Source organism: Streptomyces sp. 142MFCol3.1, from assembly GCF_000424945.1.
Taxonomy (GTDB): Bacteria; Actinomycetota; Actinomycetes; order Streptomycetales; family Streptomycetaceae; genus Streptomyces; species Streptomyces siamensis.
The window spans coordinates 1-16,579 of sequence record NZ_AUKV01000016.1 but is presented as its reverse complement, the minus strand read 5'-3'; the positions used below and the strand labels follow the sequence as shown (position 1 = coordinate 16,579).

11 protein-coding genes are annotated in these 16,579 nt (G+C 70.7%); 8 read left to right on the top strand and 3 right to left on the bottom strand.

Features of this window, described 5'->3' with window-relative positions:
• The first annotated feature begins 21 nt into the window (after positions 1-21).
• From H305_RS0123550 to holA, 6 genes are all read left to right on the top strand, one after another.
• Positions 22-867, top strand: coding sequence for a DegV family protein (locus H305_RS0123550; protein ID WP_028802562.1), 846 nt, complete (start codon positions 22-24; stop codon positions 865-867).
• A 242-nt stretch (positions 868-1,109) separates the two neighbouring features.
• Positions 1,110-2,291, top strand: coding sequence for a ComEA family DNA-binding protein (locus H305_RS50955; RefSeq protein WP_078629208.1), 1,182 nt, complete (start codon positions 1,110-1,112; stop codon positions 2,289-2,291).
• A gap of 14 nt (positions 2,292-2,305) precedes the next feature.
• Entirely contained in the window at positions 2,306-4,882 is a 2,577-nt protein-coding gene (locus H305_RS0123535; protein WP_199791451.1) for a ComEC/Rec2 family competence protein, read from the top strand.
• Between the two features lie 4 nt (positions 4,883-4,886).
• Positions 4,887-5,717: an arylamine N-acetyltransferase family protein gene (locus tag H305_RS0123530; RefSeq protein WP_028802559.1), complete on the top strand. Its 831-nt coding sequence runs from the start codon at positions 4,887-4,889 to the stop codon at positions 5,715-5,717.
• Between the two features lie 102 nt (positions 5,718-5,819).
• Positions 5,820-6,065 (top strand): hypothetical protein, encoded by a 246-nt coding sequence (locus H305_RS0123525; RefSeq protein WP_078629207.1) that lies wholly within the window; start codon positions 5,820-5,822, stop codon positions 6,063-6,065.
• Between the two features lie 70 nt (positions 6,066-6,135).
• Entirely contained in the window at positions 6,136-7,122 is a 987-nt protein-coding gene (gene holA, locus H305_RS0123520; protein WP_199791445.1) for a DNA polymerase III subunit delta, read from the top strand.
• A 668-nt stretch (positions 7,123-7,790) separates the two neighbouring features.
• Here holA and rpsT read toward each other — a convergent pair.
• The gene (rpsT, locus tag H305_RS0123515; RefSeq protein ID WP_028802556.1) at positions 7,791-8,057 is read right to left on the bottom strand and encodes a 30S ribosomal protein S20; all 267 of its coding nucleotides are present in this window, start codon (positions 8,055-8,057) and stop codon (positions 7,791-7,793) included.
• Positions 8,058-8,585: 528 nt separating this feature from the next.
• Here rpsT and lepA point away from each other — a divergent pair.
• Both lepA and H305_RS0123505 read left to right on the top strand, forming a co-directional pair.
• Positions 8,586-10,454, top strand: a complete 1,869-nt coding sequence (lepA, locus tag H305_RS0123510; RefSeq protein ID WP_028802555.1) for a translation elongation factor 4 — start codon at positions 8,586-8,588, stop codon at positions 10,452-10,454.
• 277 nt (positions 10,455-10,731) lie between these two features.
• Positions 10,732-12,606 (top strand): AMP-dependent synthetase/ligase, encoded by a 1,875-nt coding sequence (locus tag H305_RS0123505; RefSeq protein WP_028802554.1) that lies wholly within the window; start codon positions 10,732-10,734, stop codon positions 12,604-12,606.
• Positions 12,607-12,715: 109 nt separating this feature from the next.
• Here the strand turns inward: H305_RS0123505 and H305_RS0123500 are convergent, their stop codons facing one another.
• Entirely contained in the window at positions 12,716-13,300 is a 585-nt protein-coding gene (locus H305_RS0123500) for a response regulator (protein WP_028802553.1), read from the bottom strand.
• A 12-nt stretch (positions 13,301-13,312) separates the two neighbouring features.
• A partial coding sequence (locus tag H305_RS46835) for a HAMP domain-containing protein (protein ID WP_078629206.1) occupies positions 13,313-16,579 on the bottom strand: 3,267 nt, incomplete at its 5' end.

The following is a 16,579-nucleotide window of genomic DNA, read 5'->3' as shown; positions in this document are numbered from 1 at the left end:
CCGACAGGTAACCTCCAGCTCATGTCCCGCCATGTCGCGATCGTCACCGATTCAACGGCCTACCTGCCGCCGCGGACGATGGAGCGCCACGGCATCACAGCGGTGCCCCTGACCGTGGTCCTCGGCGACCAGGCACTCGAAGAGGGCACCGAGATCTCGGCCCGCGCCCTGGCCCAGGCGCTGCAGAAGCGCCGCTCCGTCACCACGTCCCGGCCCAGCCCGGAGGTCTTCTCCAAGGCCTATCGCAAGGTCGCCGAATCGGGCGCCACCGGCATCGTCTCCCTCCATCTGTCGGCGGAGCTGTCCGGCACGTACGACGCGGCGGTCCTCGCGGCACGGGAGGCTCCGGTGCCCGTGCGTGTGGTGGACACAGGAATGATCGCGATGGCGCTCGGCTTCTGCGCCCTCGCCGCGGCCGAGTCCGCCGAGGCGGGCGGGACGGTCGACGAGGCGGTCACCGCCGCCGAGAAGCGTGCCTCGGGTACCTCCGCCTACTTCTACGTCGACACCCTCGACTACCTGCGCCGCGGCGGCCGGATCGGAGCGGCCCAGGCGCTGCTGGGTTCCGCGCTCGCGGTGAAGCCGCTGCTGCGCCTGGACGACGGCCGCATCGAACCCCTGGAGAAGGTGCGGACGGCGTCCAGGGCGATCGCACGGCTGGAGGAGATCGTGGCCGAACGCGCGGGCAGCGCCCAGGTCGACATCGCCGTTCATCACCTGGCCGCCCCCGAGAAGGCGTCGGCACTCGCGGACCGCCTGCGAGAGCGGGTCCCGGGGCTTGCGGATCTTCACGTCAGCGAGGTGGGCGCGGTGATCGGGGCCCACACGGGACCCGGACTGCTGGGTGCGGTCGTATCGCCTCGATGAGAGAGGCGACCGCGGGCGGTGGGTGACCGCCGAAGTTACGCACCGTGACCCTGGCGTGCCGCATGGTCCGTGCGGCCCTGTGTGCGGCGGTCGGTGCCGCTCGCAGCCCGTGCGGCCCTGCGTGTGGCGGTGTACGACCTCCGCAGCCCGTGCGAGTGACGGAGTTATCCACAACTGAGTGGTAATCCACTGGAATTGAGCAAGATCATCGCGAGAGCGGTGTCATGCCGGATTCTCGTCGCATGACTCTTCGATCACGCACACGCACAGCCACACCGACCAGCGGCCCCGGACGCGGGCCCTCATCCGACGGCCGCGACGGCCATCGACGCCGGCACCCGCGAAGCCGCGCCCTGCGCCGCGAGGCGTCGGCCGAGGCGCTCCGGCTGCGCGCGGAGGCGCTCTTCACCACAAGGCCCGTGGAGCGGCGGGAGCTGGGGCACGGGCCGCCGAGGGCGGACCATGCGGCAAGGGATGCGGACGAGCTCGCCGGCGGGCTCACCGTGGCGAGGGCCGCGGCTCGTGCGGCCCCGCCCGCGGGCGCAGATCCGCACGAGGAGGCCGACCTGCACGATGAGGCCGACCGTCGAGGGAGCGCCGCCCCGAGGAAGCGGGTCGACCTGCGCGCAGGCGCCGTACGGCAGGAGGACGCCGCTTCGGACGTGCCGGAGCGGGCAGCCTGGCGGTACCGGGCACAACTCGCCGTGCGGGAGCGGCTGCCCTTGTGGTTGCAGCCGAGGTGTGGCCTTGAGCGCAGGAGCCTCGTCGCCCTCACGGTGGTGCTCGTGCTCGCCGCGGTCCTCGCCGTGCAGCACTTCTGGACGGGCCGGACCCAGTCGGTTCGCGCTCCCGAGGTGGTGCGGGCGGCGGCTCCCTACGGCGACGAAGAAGGGCGGAACGGGCAGGAGGGGAAAACGGGGACGAGCCCCGATGCCTCCACGGGAGCGCCGGCTCCCGTCGGTGCCGCCGGGAGCGGGATCGTCGTGGACGTCGGCGGAAAGGTACGCAACCCCGGCCTGCAGCGGCTGCCCGCCGGTTCCCGGGTCGAGGACGCGCTTCGTGCCGCGGGCGGAGTGCGGCCGGGCACGGACACCGACGCGCTCAACCGCGCGCGACTCCTCGTGGACGGCGAACAGATCGTGGTCGGTGGACCGGCCCCCGTGACGGACCCCGGCACGGGCGGTTCGGGTCCGGCCGGAGCGGGCGGATCCGTCGCCGGGGCCGCCCCCTCCGCTCCGGTCGCACTCAACACGGCCACCGTGGAACAACTCGACGGCCTCCCTGGCGTCGGCCCCGTCCTCGCCCGGCACATCATCGACTACCGCACCCAGCACGGAGGCTTCCGTTCCGTCGACGAACTGCGAGAGGTGAACGGGATCGGCGATCGTCGCTTCGCGGACCTGCGGAATCTGGTGCGGCCATGAGTGGGCCGCCATCGATGGGGCCGCGGGGCACGGTGGAGCGCCCGCTCGACGGCGTCGCGAGCCGGCGGGCCGTGCACGCCGCCTCGGGGAAACGCCTCGGTGCCGCGAACCCGAGGGAAGAGGGGCCGGCGGATCTCCGCCTCGTGCCGCCGGCCCTGGCGGCCTGGGCGACCGCGGCCGTGACGGTGGCCGCCCCGTCCGGCTGGGCGACGGGTGTGGTGGTCGTCTCCCTGCTCGCGGGCCTCGCACTGCTGCTGACCGAGTGGAGGTGCGCCCGCACGGCACACGGAGACGGGGAAGGGCCTGCGCGTTCCTGGCGGCGGGTCTCCGCGTCGGCCGTCCTGCTCTGCGTCGCCGCGGCTGCGGCCTCGGCGGGGTTGCACGGGGTGGACCAGCGACGCGGCCCCGTACCCGAACTGGCAAGGCGGTTCGCCCACGTGACCGTGGAGCTGGAGGTCACGTCCGATCCCCGGCTCACCCGGCCACGGATCAAGGGAGACCACATGGCACCCACGGCCGTGCTGCTCGACGCGGAGGTCAGGCGCGTGACGCGTTCGGACGGCACGATGGTCGCCACACGGACACCCGTGCTCGTGATCGTCGACACGCGATCGGCGAGGGGCTCACCCCGGACCTCCGGTGACGGCTCGTCCTGGCTGTCCCTGCTGCCGTCCACGCGGTTGCGCGTGTCGGGGCGACTCGTGCCGGCGCTGTCGGACGGTGACGACACCGCGGCCGTGCTGCGCGTGCCGGAACGCGTGCGGCCGGAGGTGGCGGGAGAACCGTCGGGGCCGCAGCGGTTCGCCGGCCGTCTGCGCGAGGGGCTCCGGGAGGCCACCGACGGGCTGGACGCGGACGCACGGGCACTGCTGCCGGGGCTGGTGGTCGGAGACACGTCCCACGTCACGACAGAGCTGGACGACGCCTTCAAGGCGACCGATCTCACGCACCTCCTGGCGGTCAGCGGCGGCAACTTCACCATCCTGCTGGCCCTGTTCGTCGGCCCGCCCGGGCTGGCCCAGCGTGCCGAGCGGCGCGGCCTGGCACGCCTTATCGGTGTGCCGCTCAGAGCGACCGCACTGCTCGGCGGAGCGCTCACGCTCGCCTTCGTGATCGTGTGCCGACCGGACCCGAGTGTGCTGCGGGCAGCGGTCTGCGGGTCGATCGCGCTGCTCGCCATCGCGACCGGCCGCCGCAGGTCGCTGATCCCCGCGCTGGCCACGGCCGTCCTGCTGCTGGTGCTGTACGACCCTTGGCTGGCGCGGAGTTATGGCTTCCTGCTCTCCGTCCTGGCGACCGGCGCCCTGCTCACGCTCGCCCCGCGCTGGAGTGCCGCCCTCCGGAGGCATCGTGTGCCGCCCCGTCCTGCCGAGGCGCTCGCCGCTGCCGCCGCGGCTCAGGCGTTGTGCGCACCGGTCGTCGCGCTCCTGTCGGCCCGGGTGAGCCTGGTGGCCGTGCCGTGCAATCTCCTCGCGGAGTTCGCGGTCGCGCCGGCGACGGTGCTGGGGTTCGCGACACTGGCGACGGCCTCCGTGGCGATGCCGGTCGCCGAGGCCTTCGCGTGGTCGGCGAGTTGGCCGGCCGGATGGATCGCGGACATCGCCCGAACAGGCGCGGCCCTGCCCGGCGGGGGAGTGGACTGGCCGGACGACTGGACGGGTGCCGCGCTGCTCGCCCTGGCCACGGCGGTCGTCGTGATCGCCTGCCGGCGGCTCGTGGGCCATCCATGGCTGAGCGGCGCCTTCGTGCTGCTGTTCCTGCTGCTCGTGGTGCAGCCGCCCCCGCTCACCAGGGTCATCACGGGATGGCCGCCGCCGGGCTGGCGGTTCGCGATGTGCGACGTGGGACAGGGGGACGCCACGGTGCTCGCGGCGGGGGACGGCAGTGCGGTCGTGGTGGACGCCGGGCCCGACCCGGCGCTCGTCGATCGCTGCCTGAGTGCTCTCGGCGTCACCCGGATTCCGCTCGTCGTGCTGACCCACTTCCATGCCGACCATGTGGCGGGGCTGCCGGGGGTGCTGCGCGGGCGTTCGGTGGGCGCGATCGAGACGACGGGTCTGGAAGAGCCACCGGATCAGGCGGAGTTCGTGCGGACGGAGGCCGCGGCACGGCACGTCCCGGTGACGCGGGCGGCGGCCGGTGAGCGGCGGCGCACCGGAAGCCTGGAGTGGCAGGTGCTCTGGCCGCTCCCTGCTTCGGCCCTTGACCCGGCCGCGGTCCCGGACGGCCCGAACGACGCGAGCGTGGCCCTGCTGGTGCGTTCCGGAGGGTTGAGGCTGCTGCTCCTCGGCGACCTCGAACCTCCGGCGCAGCAAGCCCTGTTGAGGACGTCGGCGGCTGCCGAGCTCGGCCGGGTGGACGTGCTGAAGGTCGCCCACCACGGATCGGCCTACCAGGACCCGGACCTCATACGCAGGGTCGCCCCGCGGCTCGCGCTGATCTCCTGTGGCAGGGACAACCCGTACGGACATCCGGCTCCGAGCACCGTCGCGGCGCTGCGGGCGGCGGGCGCGGTGGTGCTGCGCACGGACGAGGACGGGGCGCTGGCGGTCGTGGGTGCGGGCGGAGCGCTGAGCGTGGCGAGAGACTGAACTCATGAACTCCGCACAGGCCGACGCCTACCTCCGCCGCATCGGGGCCCAGCACCCCGCGTGGCCCACGTCCGATGTACTGCGCGAGCTCCAGTTGCGCCATCTGGAGACGGTGCCGTTCGAGAACCTGTCGATCCATCTCGCCGAGGAGATCGTGCTGGAGGAGCGACGGCTGCTGGACAAGTTGGTCGGCGTGAACAGGGGCGGCTTCTGCTACGAACTGAACGGCGCGTTCGGGGCGTTGCTGGGTGCCCTGGGCTTCGACGTGACCCTGCTCGCGGCGCGGGTGTACGGGAAGGAGGGGATGCTCGGGATTCCGTACGACCACCTCGCCCTGCGGGTGCGGACGGTGGACGGGGGCGACTGGCTGGCCGATGTCGGCTTCGGGGCGCACAGCCACTACCCGCTGGCCTTCGGCGGCAGAGGGGAGCAGAAGGACCCGGGTGGCACGTTCCGGATCGTCGAGTCGGGTCCGGACACCGCCGGTGTACGGGGACCCGGCGCGAGCCGGGAGGACAGCGACCTCGACGTCGTCCGGGACGGCAAGGCGCAGTACCGCATGGAGGTACGGCCGAGGGTGCTCAAGGACTTCGTCGTCGGGGCGTGGTGGCACAGCACTTCACCGGAGTCGCACTTCGCACGGTCGCTCGTCTGCTCACGGGTCACGGAGGAGGGCGGAAGGATCACGCTCAGCGGCCGGAAGTTCACGGTGACGACGGCCGACGGGACGAAGGAGGTCTCGGAGCTGGCGACGGACGAGGAGGTACTGGACACCTATCGGAAGCGCTTCGGGATCGAGTTGGAGCGGGTGCCCGAGGTGCGGGCGCGGGCGTAGCGCGGAGGGCGGGGAGCCGTCGTGGCGCGGGCGGCGCGGAGTGCGGTGCCGGGATCTCGGCCCCCGGCGCAGGCGGCGTCGGGCGTATCGGAAAATGTCCGCGTGAGTGATGTGAGACATGTGCTGGTACTGCCCGACCGCGACGCGGCGGAAGAGGCGGCCGAGGCAGTCGGTGACCGGTTCCCCCTCGACGAGGAGCCGCAGCTCGTCCGGGACGCGCTGGCCGGTGAGGACGATGCGGAGGACGCCCAGTGGCTGGTCGTCCTGACGGACCCGGAGGAGCAGCTCGACCCCAAGGAGCTGGACGAGTTCGCGGGGGAGTGGGACGGCTGGCGCGAGGAGCCGTGACCTGCTCGGGGCTGCGGGCGGGCCGCCCGCACGGCACGCGTTGTCAGTGCCGCGTGGGATGCTTTCGGTGATGGCCAGGAAGACAGCTCAAGACGACCCTCTCGCCTCCGTCACGCTCGCGGTGGGCCAGGAGGATCTCCTGCTCGACCGTGCCGTGCAGGAGGTGGTGGCCGCCGCCCGGGCCGCCGACGCCGACACGGACGTACGCGACCTCACCCCGGACCAGTTGCAGCCCGGCACGCTCGCCGAGCTGACGAGCCCGTCGCTCTTCTCCGAGCGCAAGGTCGTGGTCGTACGCAATGCGCAGGATCTTTCGGCCGACACGGTCAAGGACGTGAAGGGGTATCTGGGGGCGCCGATCGAGGAGATCACCCTCGTGCTGCTGCACGCGGGCGGGGCCAAGGGCAAGGGACTGCTCGACGCCGCGCGCAAGGCGGGGGCGCGGGAGGTGGCGTGCCCCAAGATGACGAAGCCGGCGGACCGGCTGGCGTTCGTGCGGGGCGAGTTCCGTGCGCTCGGGAGGTCGGCGACGCCGGAGGCGTGCCAGACGCTCGTCGACGCCATCGGGAGCGACCTGAGGGAGCTGGCTTCCGCGGTGTCCCAGTTGACCGCGGACGTCGAGGGGACGATCGACGAGGTGATCGTCGGGCGGTACTACACGGGACGGGCCGAGGCGTCGAGTTTCACCGTGGCCGACCGGGCCGTGGAGGGACGGGCCGCGGAAGCGTTGGAGGCGCTGCGGTGGTCCCTGGCGACCGGGGTGGCGCCCGTGATGATCACCAGTGCGCTGGCGCAGGGGGTGCGGGCGATCGGGAAGCTGTCGTCCGCACGGGGCGGCAGGCCGGCCGACCTCGCACGGGAGCTGGGGATGCCGCCGTGGAAGATCGATCGGGTGCGGCAGCAGATGCGGGGCTGGACTCCTGACGGGGTCGCCGTCGCGCTGCGGGCCGTCGCCGAGGCCGACGCGGGAGTCAAGGGCGGTGGGGACGACCCCGAGTACGCGCTGGAGAAGGCGGTCGTGGCGATCGCCCGCGCGGCTCGGTCCGGCCGGGGCTAGCCGTTCGGGCTGCCGAGCCCCCGGTGTGCCCGGCCTCAAGTCGGCCACCGGGCCCCGAGCCGGTCACCGGCCTTGAGGCCAGTCCCGAGCCGGTCACGGTGCTCTGAGCCGACCACCGGGCCCCGTGCCGGTCACCGGGCCAGAGCCGGCCACCGGCCCCGAGCCGCTCCCTGGGCCCGAGCCACTCCCCGGGCCCGAGCTGGCCACCGGGCCCCGTGCCGGTCACCGGCCTTGAGACCGGCCCCGAGCTGGCCACCGGGCCGGTCACTGCGCCCGAGCCGGCCACCGGGCCCCGAGCCGGTCACCGGCCTTGAGGCCGGCCCCGAGCCGGCCACTGCGCCAACCCGGTGGGGGCAGTCGGCGTCTGCTCTTCGCGAGGCCGAGGACCAGCGGGCGAGGACCAGAGGCGAGGACCAGAGGCGAGGATCAGAGGCGAGGACCAGAGGCCGAGGGGCATGAGAGGCGCACCGGTACGCCGAAGGCCCCGTCCGTCTTCCTGGGGAAGGAAGGGTACGAGGCCTTCGGTTCAAGCTGCTGGATCCACGCCCGCGTGGCGAACGCAGGCCGCGCGTGGATCCGGGGTGTCGGACGGGAGCGGATGAGAGAGGGCCCGCTCGGGTCCGGCCGACGGTCAAGTCAGGTGGTGAGCCTTCAAGGGCTCAGCCGACTCAGCCCTTGAGGGAAGCGACCTTCGAAGCAAGCGCCGACTTCTTGTTGGCGGCCTGGTTCTTGTGGATGACGCCCTTCGAGACGGCCTTGTCGAGCTGGCGCGACGCGGCGCGCGTGTACTCGGTGGCCTTCTCGACGTCACCCGCGGCAGCAGCCTCGCGGGCCTTGCGGATCGCGGTCTTCAGGGAAGACTTGACGGCCTTGTTGCGCAGCCGGGCCTTCTCGTTGGTCTTGATCCGCTTGATCTGGGACTTGATGTTCGCCACGAAATGAGCCTTTACAGGTTCAGGCGCACGAGACAGCACGTCTCGCACGCCGTTTGATTTCCTTGAGGTGTGCCTCCTGCAGAGAGGGCATGAGACACAGCCACCCAGGCTACCAGTCGCCCGGCGACCGCCCCAAACCGGTCGTCGCCCCCTCGCGCGGGACCGTTCACGCCGCTCGTTCCCGCGTTCGTCCCGTCCTGGGCCCGCGCCCACGGCCACCGCTCCCGGTCCCCGGGTGGCCCTCACATCCACAGCAGCGAGCCATCCCGGTTGGACCCCGCCCCGGCGGTCCGCCCCCCCCCATCGACCCGATCGACGACCGACGCCACTGCCGCCCCGGCCCACCCCTCGCACCGCTCCCCAAAAACCGACGCGACCCCGTGGCGATCTCCGCCCCACCCCCCGAAACCCGCGGTCGGCATCCACTCGTGCGGCCCAGACCGGTCGCGGGTCCCCACGCGTGGGACCATGGAACCTACGTATCGATCCGACCCGAGGCGACAGGCGCCTCAAGAGACAGGACCCTGCGTGCCCGCGACCCCTAACAATGTGCCCGAGCCGAGCCGTACCGCCCCGGCTCTGATCCGCAATTTCTGCATCATCGCGCACATCGACCACGGCAAGTCCACGCTCGCCGACCGCATGCTCCAGCTGACCGGGGTGGTCGAGCAGCGGCAGATGCGCGCTCAGTACCTCGACCGCATGGACATCGAGCGCGAGCGCGGCATCACGATCAAGTCCCAGGCGGTCCGGCTGCCCTGGGCCCCGACCGAGGACCCGGGCAACACCCACATCCTCAACATGATCGACACCCCCGGGCACGTGGACTTCACGTACGAGGTGTCGCGGTCGCTGGCCGCCTGCGAGGGGACCGTCCTCCTCGTCGACGCCGCCCAGGGCATCGAGGCCCAGACCCTCGCCAACCTCTACCTGGCGATGGAGAACGAGCTCACCATCATTCCGGTGCTCAACAAGATCGACCTGCCGGCCGCCCAGCCCGAGAAGTTCGCCGAGGAGCTCGCCAACCTGGTCGGCTGCGACCCGGACGACGTGCTCCGGGTCTCCGCCAAGACCGGCATGGGCGTCGAGGCGCTGCTGGACAGGGTCGTCGCCGAGATCCCTGCCCCGGTCGGTGTCGCCGACGCTCCCGCCCGCGCGATGATCTTCGACTCCGTGTACGACTCGTACCGGGGCGTCGTCACCTATGTGCGTGTCATCGACGGCCAGCTCAACAAGCGTGAGCGCATCCGGATGATGTCCACGGGTGCGGCGCACGAGCTGCTGGAGATCGGGACCAACTCGCCCGAGATGCTGCCGGCCGACGGGCTCGGTGTCGGTGAGGTGGGTTACCTCATCACCGGTGTGAAGGACGTCCGCCAGTCCAAGGTCGGTGACACGATCACCACCCTGCACAAGGGCGCGACCGTGGCGCTCGGCGGTTACAAGGACCCCAAGCCCATGGTCTTCTCCGGGCTGTATCCGCTGGACGGGTCCGACTACCCCGAGCTGCGCGACGCTCTCGACAAGCTCCAGCTCAACGACGCCGCGCTCGTCTACGAGCCGGAGACCTCGGCGGCGCTGGGCTTCGGCTTCCGTGTCGGCTTCCTCGGCCTGCTGCACCTCGACGTGATCCGTGAGCGGCTGGAGCGCGAGTTCGGGCTGGACCTGATCGCGACCGCGCCCAACGTGGTCTACCGAGTCGTGATGGAGGACCGCAGCGAGCACATCGTCACCAACCCGAGCGAGTTCCCCGAAGGCAAGATCGACGAGGTGTACGAGCCCGTCGTGCGCGCCACGATCCTCGCGCCCTCCGAGTTCATCGGTTCGATCATGGAGCTGTGCCAGACCCGCCGCGGCACGCTGCTCGGCATGGACTACCTTTCCGAGGACCGCGTCGAGATCCGCTACACCCTGCCGCTCGCGGAGATCGTCTTCGACTTCTTCGACCAGCTGAAGTCCAAGACCCGCGGCTACGCCTCGCTCGACTACGAGCCCACCGGCGAGCAGGCGTCCAGCCTGGTGAAGGTCGACATCCTGCTGCACGGCGACAAGGTCGACGCGTTCTCCGCGATCACGCACAAGGACCAGGCGTACGCGTACGGTGTGCGGCTCGTCGCCAAGCTGCGCGAGCTGATCCCCCGGCAGGCCTTCGAGGTGCCCGTCCAGGCGGCCATCGGCTCCCGGGTCATCGCCCGCGAGACCATCCGCGCGATCCGCAAGGACGTGCTGGCCAAGTGCTACGGCGGTGACATCTCCCGTAAGCGGAAGCTGCTGGAGAAGCAGAAGGAAGGCAAGAAGCGGATGAAGATGGTGGGCTCTGTGGAGGTTCCGCAAGAGGCCTTCATCGCCGTCCTGTCCAGCGACGACAGCGGTGGTTCGGCCAAGGGCAAGAAGTAGCCACCTGTTACCCCCGGAAACTGGGGCACAATGCGGGCTCGTCGCGCTTCGGCGCGGCGAGCCCGTACGCGTGCGTAGCTTCGCTCTCTGTATGAAGTGACAGTCCGCCGCCTCTTACGCACTGGCCGGACGCGCTTTACTCTGATCTCTGCTCGATGGTTACTCGCGAGTTAAACAACAGCCGCAACCAGCCAGCCGCACAGCAGCAGTCGGCAGTCAGCAGCCAACAGTCGGTCGAGCCAAGACGCACGCACTGTCGCGGGCCCCGGAGGATGTCGTGAGCGACACACAGACCCTGATCGAGAACCGTCCGCCGTCCGTGGCGGCCCTCTTCCTGGAGCGCGTGGTGGCCACGCCGGACGCCGAGGCGTACCGCTACCCGGTGCCACCGGCGTCGGGTGAGGGCGCGGACGACTGGAAGTCGCTGAGCTGGGGGCAGGCCGCCGAGCGTGTCTTCGCCGTCGCGGCCGGTCTGATCGAACTGGGCGTCCAGCCGGAGCAGCGCGTCGCGCTGGCCTCCTCCACGCGGGTCGAGTGGATCCTCGCCGACCTGGGCATCCTGTGCGCGGGCGCGGCCACGACGACCATCTACCCGCAGACCAATGCCGAGGAGTCGGCGTTCATCCTCTCGGACTCCGGGAGCCGGGTCCTGATCGCGGAGGACGCCGCCCAGCTCGCCAAGGCTCAGGAGAAGCGTGCCGAACTGCCCGAGCTGACCCATGTGGTCGTCGTCGACGCGGCCGGGGTCGAGACCGGTGACGGGGTCCTCTCGCTCGCCGAGCTGGAGACGCGTGGCGCCGCGTACCTGGAGAAGAACCCCGATCTGATCAAGGAGCGCGTCGGCGCGATCACCGCCGACCAGCTCGCCACCCTGATCTACACCTCGGGCACCACGGGCCGCCCCAAGGGTGTCCGTCTGCCGCACGACAACTGGGCGTACATGGCGAAGGCCATCTCGGCGACCGGGCTGGTCGGCCAGGACGACGTGCAGTACCTGTGGCTCCCGCTCGCGCACGTCTTCGGCAAGGTGCTCACCTCCGGCCAGATCGAGGTCGGGCACGTCACCGCCGTCGACGGCCGCGTGGACAAGATCATCGAGAACCTGCCGGTCGTACAGCCGACCTACATGGCGGCCGTCCCGCGCATCTTCGAGAAGGTCTACAACGGGGTCGCGGCCAAGGCGCGGGCCGGTGGCGGAGCCAAGTACAAGATCTTCCAGTGGGCGTCCGAGGTCTCCCGCGAGTACGCGAAGGCCAGCCAGGACAACTTCCGCCGCACCGGCACCGCTTCCGTGCCCTTCGCGCTCGGCGCCAAGCACAAGGTGGCCGACGCGCTCGTCTTCGCCAAGATCCGTGAGGCGTTCGGCGGCAACCTGCGGGCCTGCGTCTCCGGTTCCGCGGCGCTCGCGCCCGAGATCGGCTACTTCTTCGCCGGTGCCGGCATCCACATCCTGGAGGGGTACGGCCTCACGGAATCCTCCGCCGCCTCCTTCGTGAACCCCGGCGAGGCGTACCGCACCGGCACGGTCGGCAAGCCGCTGCCCGGCACCGAGGTGCGCATCGCGGACGACGGCGAGATCCTGCTGCGCGGCCCCGGCATCATGGAGGGCTACCACGGACTGCCGGAGAAGACGGCCGAGGTCCTGGAGTCGGACGGCTGGTTCCACACGGGCGACATCGGCGAGCTGTCTCCCGACGGCTACCTGCGCATCACGGACCGCAAGAAGGACCTCATCAAGACGTCGGGCGGCAAGTACATCGCGCCCGCCGAGGTCGAGGGCCAGTTCAAGGCCGTCTGCCCGTACGTCTCCAACATCCTCGTCCACGGCGCGGACCGGAACTTCTGCACCGCGCTCATCGCCCTGGACGAGCCGTCCATCCTGGAGTGGGCGAAGGAGAACGGCCTGGACGGCAAGTCCTACGCCGAGATCGTGGCGGCGCCCGCCACCGTCGCTCTCGTCGAGGGCTACGTCAAGGAGCTCAACGAGGGCCTCCAGCGCTGGCAGACCATCAAGAAGTTCCGGCTGCTGCCCCGCGACCTCGACGTCGAGCACGGCGAGATCACTCCCAGCCTCAAGCTCAAGCGCCCGGTCGTCGAGCGCGAGTACAAGCACCTGATCGACGAGATGTACGCGGGCACGCGCGAGGCGTAGTCCCGCCCGGCTCGGTACGGGGGCTCCGCCGCACTGCGGAGCCCCCGTACCGTCGCCGTACCGCGCGGATGCCTGGCCGGCGGTGGACGCCCGGTGCCCGCCGTCCGCGTCATATCCCCCGTCGCCGGCGTATCGCCCGGACCAGGTCCTGCAACTGCCGTACCTGGTCGCGCAGTTCGGGTACGTCCTGGTGGTCGCCGGCGGCCATGTGGCGTTCGATGCTCCGCAGACGGTCGGCGAGGTCGTCGAACTGTTCCTGTTCGTGCGCGAGCATGCGTTCCAGTTGCTGGTTCTTGCGGTGCAGGTCGAGGAAGACACTGACCTTGGCCCGCAGGACCCAGGGGTCGAAGGGCTTGGTCAGATAGTCGGCGGCTCCGGTCGCGTATCCGCGGAAGGCATAGCCCGCGTCGGCGTCGGTGCCGGTCAGGAAGATGATCGGTACGTCCTTGGTCTGGTCGAGCCGCTTGATGTTCGCGGCGGTCTCGAAGCCGTCCATGCCCGGCATCCGGATGTCGAGCAGGACGACGGCGAACCGCTGCCGCAGCAGTGCCTTCATCGCCTCCTCGCCGGAACGCGCGCGTACCAGCGGCTCGTTGAGGGACCCCAGGACGGCCTCCAGCGCGATCAGGTTGTCCTCCATGTCGTCGACGAGGAGGATGCTGGCGCGCTCGCCGGTCGTTGCCTCAGCGCTCATGGTGACGGTGCCTCACTCGGTCGTCGGCGGGACGGCGGGCTCACCCCGGGGGCCCGGAGCCGGCGCGACGGCACCGCCCGCGGCGTCCTCGACCCGGGTGCGCGCGCTCTCCCGGGCGTCCGTGACCTCCGGTTTCTCCGTGCTCGGCGGCCGGGCCCCGCCCTCCGGGGAGCCGGCCGGCTCCAGGGCCGCCGCGTCCATGCTCCGGGCGCCCGTGTCGCTGCCCTCCGGGTCGAGGAGGGCGCAGACGACGGTGAGGAGCCGGTCGACGTCCACCGGCTTCGGCACGTAGTCGTTGGCGCCCCGCGCGATGGACTTCTCGCGGTCGCCGGGCATCGCCTTCGCGGTCAGCGCGACGATGGGCAGGCCCGTCCAGCGGGGGGTGCGGCGGATCGCGGAGATCGTCTCGTAGCCGTCCATCTCCGGCATCATGATGTCCATCAGGACGAGTTCGACGTCGGGGTTGCGTTCCAGGGTCTCGATGCCCTCCCGGCCGTTCTCCGCGTACAGGACCGGCATGCCGACGCGGCCCAGGACATGGGTGAGCGCGAAGACGTTGCGGATGTCGTCGTCCACGATCAGCACGCGCCGCCCGGGCAGCACCTGGCCCGCCCGGCCGGACTTCCAGGCCTCCAGCTTCGTGGGCGCCGGCCAGGTGTCGTCCGTGTCGTGGGCGGGGTACGGCTCGCTGGACAGCTGCTCGGGCACCGGCACCGGCCGGTCCTCGGGCACGGGACCGGTCGCCGTGTGTCCGGGGCTCACGACGGGGACGTACAGCGTGAAGGTGGACCCCGTGCCCGGCTTGCTCTCGGCGATGATCCGGCCGCCGAGCAGGCCCGCGATCTCCCGGCTGATGGACAGGCCCAGACCCGTGCCGCCGTATTTGCGGTTGGTGGTGCCGTCGGCCTGCTGGAACGCCTCGAAGATCACCGGGAGTTTCTCCGCGGCGATGCCGATGCCGGTGTCGGACACCGCGAAGGCGATCACGTCGTCGCTGTGCTCGCGGGTGAAGATGTGCCCCACATCCTTGAGGCGGCTGACGCGCAGTTCGACCCGGCCGGTCGCGGTGAACTTGATCGCGTTGGAGAGCAGGTTGCGCAGGATCTGCTGGAGCCGCTGTTCGTCGGAGTACATCTCGCGCGGTACGTCCTCGCCGACCGTCACCTCGAAGGCGAGCCCCCGGTCGAGGGTGAGCGGGCGGAAGGTCGCGTGGACGTAGTCGAGCAGCTTGATGAGGGGCAGCTTCTTGGGCCGTACGTCCATGCGGCCGGCCTCGATCTTCGACAGGTCGAGGATGTCGTTGATGAGCTGGAGCAGGTCGGACCCGGAACGGTGGATCGTGGTCGCGAACTGCACCTCCTGGTCGGAGAGATGTCCGTCGGGGTTGTCGGACAGCAGCCGCGCCAGGATGAGCAGCGAGTTGAGCGGGGTGCGCAGCTCGTGCGACATGTTCGCCAGGAACTCGGACTTGTACTGCGAACTCGTCGCGAGCAGCGCGGCCTTCTCCTCCAGCTCCGCGTTCGAACGCTGCAACTCGGCCTGCTGGGACTGGAGTTCGTCCGAGCGGTCCTGCAGCTGTACGGCCAGCCGCTGGGACTCGCCGAGCAGCGACTCGGTGCGCGAGTTGGCGATGATGGTGTTGATGGCGACGCCGATGGTGTTCACGAACTGGTCGAAGAAGGCCAGGTGGACGTCGGAGAAGCGGGAGAAGGACGCCAGCTCGATCACGCCGAGCAGCGTGTCCTCGAACAGGATCGGGATGATGACGACGCTGGCGGGAGCGGCCTCCCCCAGACCGCTGTTGATCTTGATGTAGTCCGGTGGGGCCTCCTCCACCAGGATCCGCTTCTTCTCGCGCGCAGCCTGCCGTACGAGCCCGTGCACGGGCATGCCGCCCGTGTCGACGGTCGCGCCCTGCGCCGAGCCGTAGCCGGCGATGAAGGCGAGTCCCTTGGCCGGGACGGCCGTGCGCAGCGAGGTCCCGTCCTCCTCCGGATCGGCGAGGAAGAAGGCGCCGTACTGCGCGTTCACCAGGGGGGTCAGCTCGCGCAGGATCAGGTCCGCCACCTCCATCAGGTCGCGGTGGCCCTGCATCAGTGCGGCGAGGCGGGCGAGGTTGGACTCCAGCCAGTCCTTCGCACGCGTGGTCTCGCGCAGGTTGGCCACCATCAGATTGATGTTGTCCTTGAGCTCGGCGACCTCGCCCCTTGTCTCCACGGTGATGGAGCGGGACATGTCGCCCTGGGCGACCGCGGACGCCACCTCGGCGATGGCACGGACCTGGGTGGTGAGGTTGGAGGCGAGCTCGTTCACGTTCGTCGTGAGGCGCTTCCAGGTGCCGTACACGCCCTCCACCCGGGCCTGGCCGCCGAGTTGGCCCTCGGAGCCCACCTCGCGGGCGACGCGGGTGACCTCCGAGGAGAAGGACGAGAGGGTGTCGACCATCGTGTTGATGGTCGTCTTCAGTTCGAGGATCTCGCCGCGGGCGTCCACGTCGATCTTCTTCGAGAGGTCGCCCTGGGCGACCGCGGTGGCGACCTGGGCGATGTTGCGGACCTGTGAGGTCAGGTTGTCGGCCATGTAGTTGACGTTGTCGGTCAGGTCCCGCCAGACGCCGGACACGCCGAGCACCTGGGCGCGACCGCCGAGCCGCCCGTCGGTGCCGACCTCGCGGGCGACGCGGGTGACCTCGTCGGCGAAGGCGCGCAGCTGCTCCACCATCGTGTTGACGGTGTCCTTCAGCTCCAGGATCTCGCCACGCGCGTCGACGGTGATCTTCTTGGACAGGTCGCCGTTGGCGACTGCCGTGGTCACCTGGGCGATGTTGCGGACCTGCGAAGTCAGGTTCAGCGCCATGAAGTTGACGTTGTCGGTGAGGTCCTTCCAGACCCCGGAGACGCCCCGGACCTGCGCCTGGCCGCCGAGGTTGCCTTCCGTGCCGACCTCGCGGGCGACGCGGGTGACCTCGTCGGCGAAGGCGGAGAGCTGGTCGACCATCGTGTTGATCGTCGACTTCAGCTCCAGGATCTCGCCCTTCGCCTCCACCGTGATCTTCTTGCCGAGGTCGCCCTGGGCCACGGCCGTGGAGACGAGGGCGATGTTGCGGACCTGCGAGGTCAGGTTGTCCGCCATGAAGTTGACGTTGTCGGTGAGGTCCTTCCAGACCCCGGAGACGCCCCGGACCTGGGCACGGCCGCCGAGGTTGCCCTCGGTGCCGACCTCGCGGGCGACGCGGGTGACCTCGTCGGCGAAGGCGGAGAGCTGGTCGACCATCGTGTT

Bases quoted from the DNA above. Each gene is read 5' to 3' on its own strand.
- H305_RS0123550 (WP_028802562.1), top strand. From the start codon at position 22: ATGTCCCGCCATGTCGCGATCGTCACCGATTCAACGGCCTACCTGCCG.
- H305_RS50955 (WP_078629208.1), top strand. From the start codon at position 1,110: ATGACTCTTCGATCACGCACACGCACAGCCACACCGACCAGCGGCCCC.
- H305_RS0123535 (WP_199791451.1), top strand. From the start codon at position 2,306: ATGGGGCCGCGGGGCACGGTGGAGCGCCCGCTCGACGGCGTCGCGAGC.
- H305_RS0123530 (WP_028802559.1), top strand. From the start codon at position 4,887: ATGAACTCCGCACAGGCCGACGCCTACCTCCGCCGCATCGGGGCCCAG.
- holA (WP_199791445.1), top strand. From the start codon at position 6,136: ATGGCCAGGAAGACAGCTCAAGACGACCCTCTCGCCTCCGTCACGCTC.
- H305_RS0123500 (WP_028802553.1), bottom strand. From the start codon at position 13,300: ATGAGCGCTGAGGCAACGACCGGCGAGCGCGCCAGCATCCTCCTCGTC.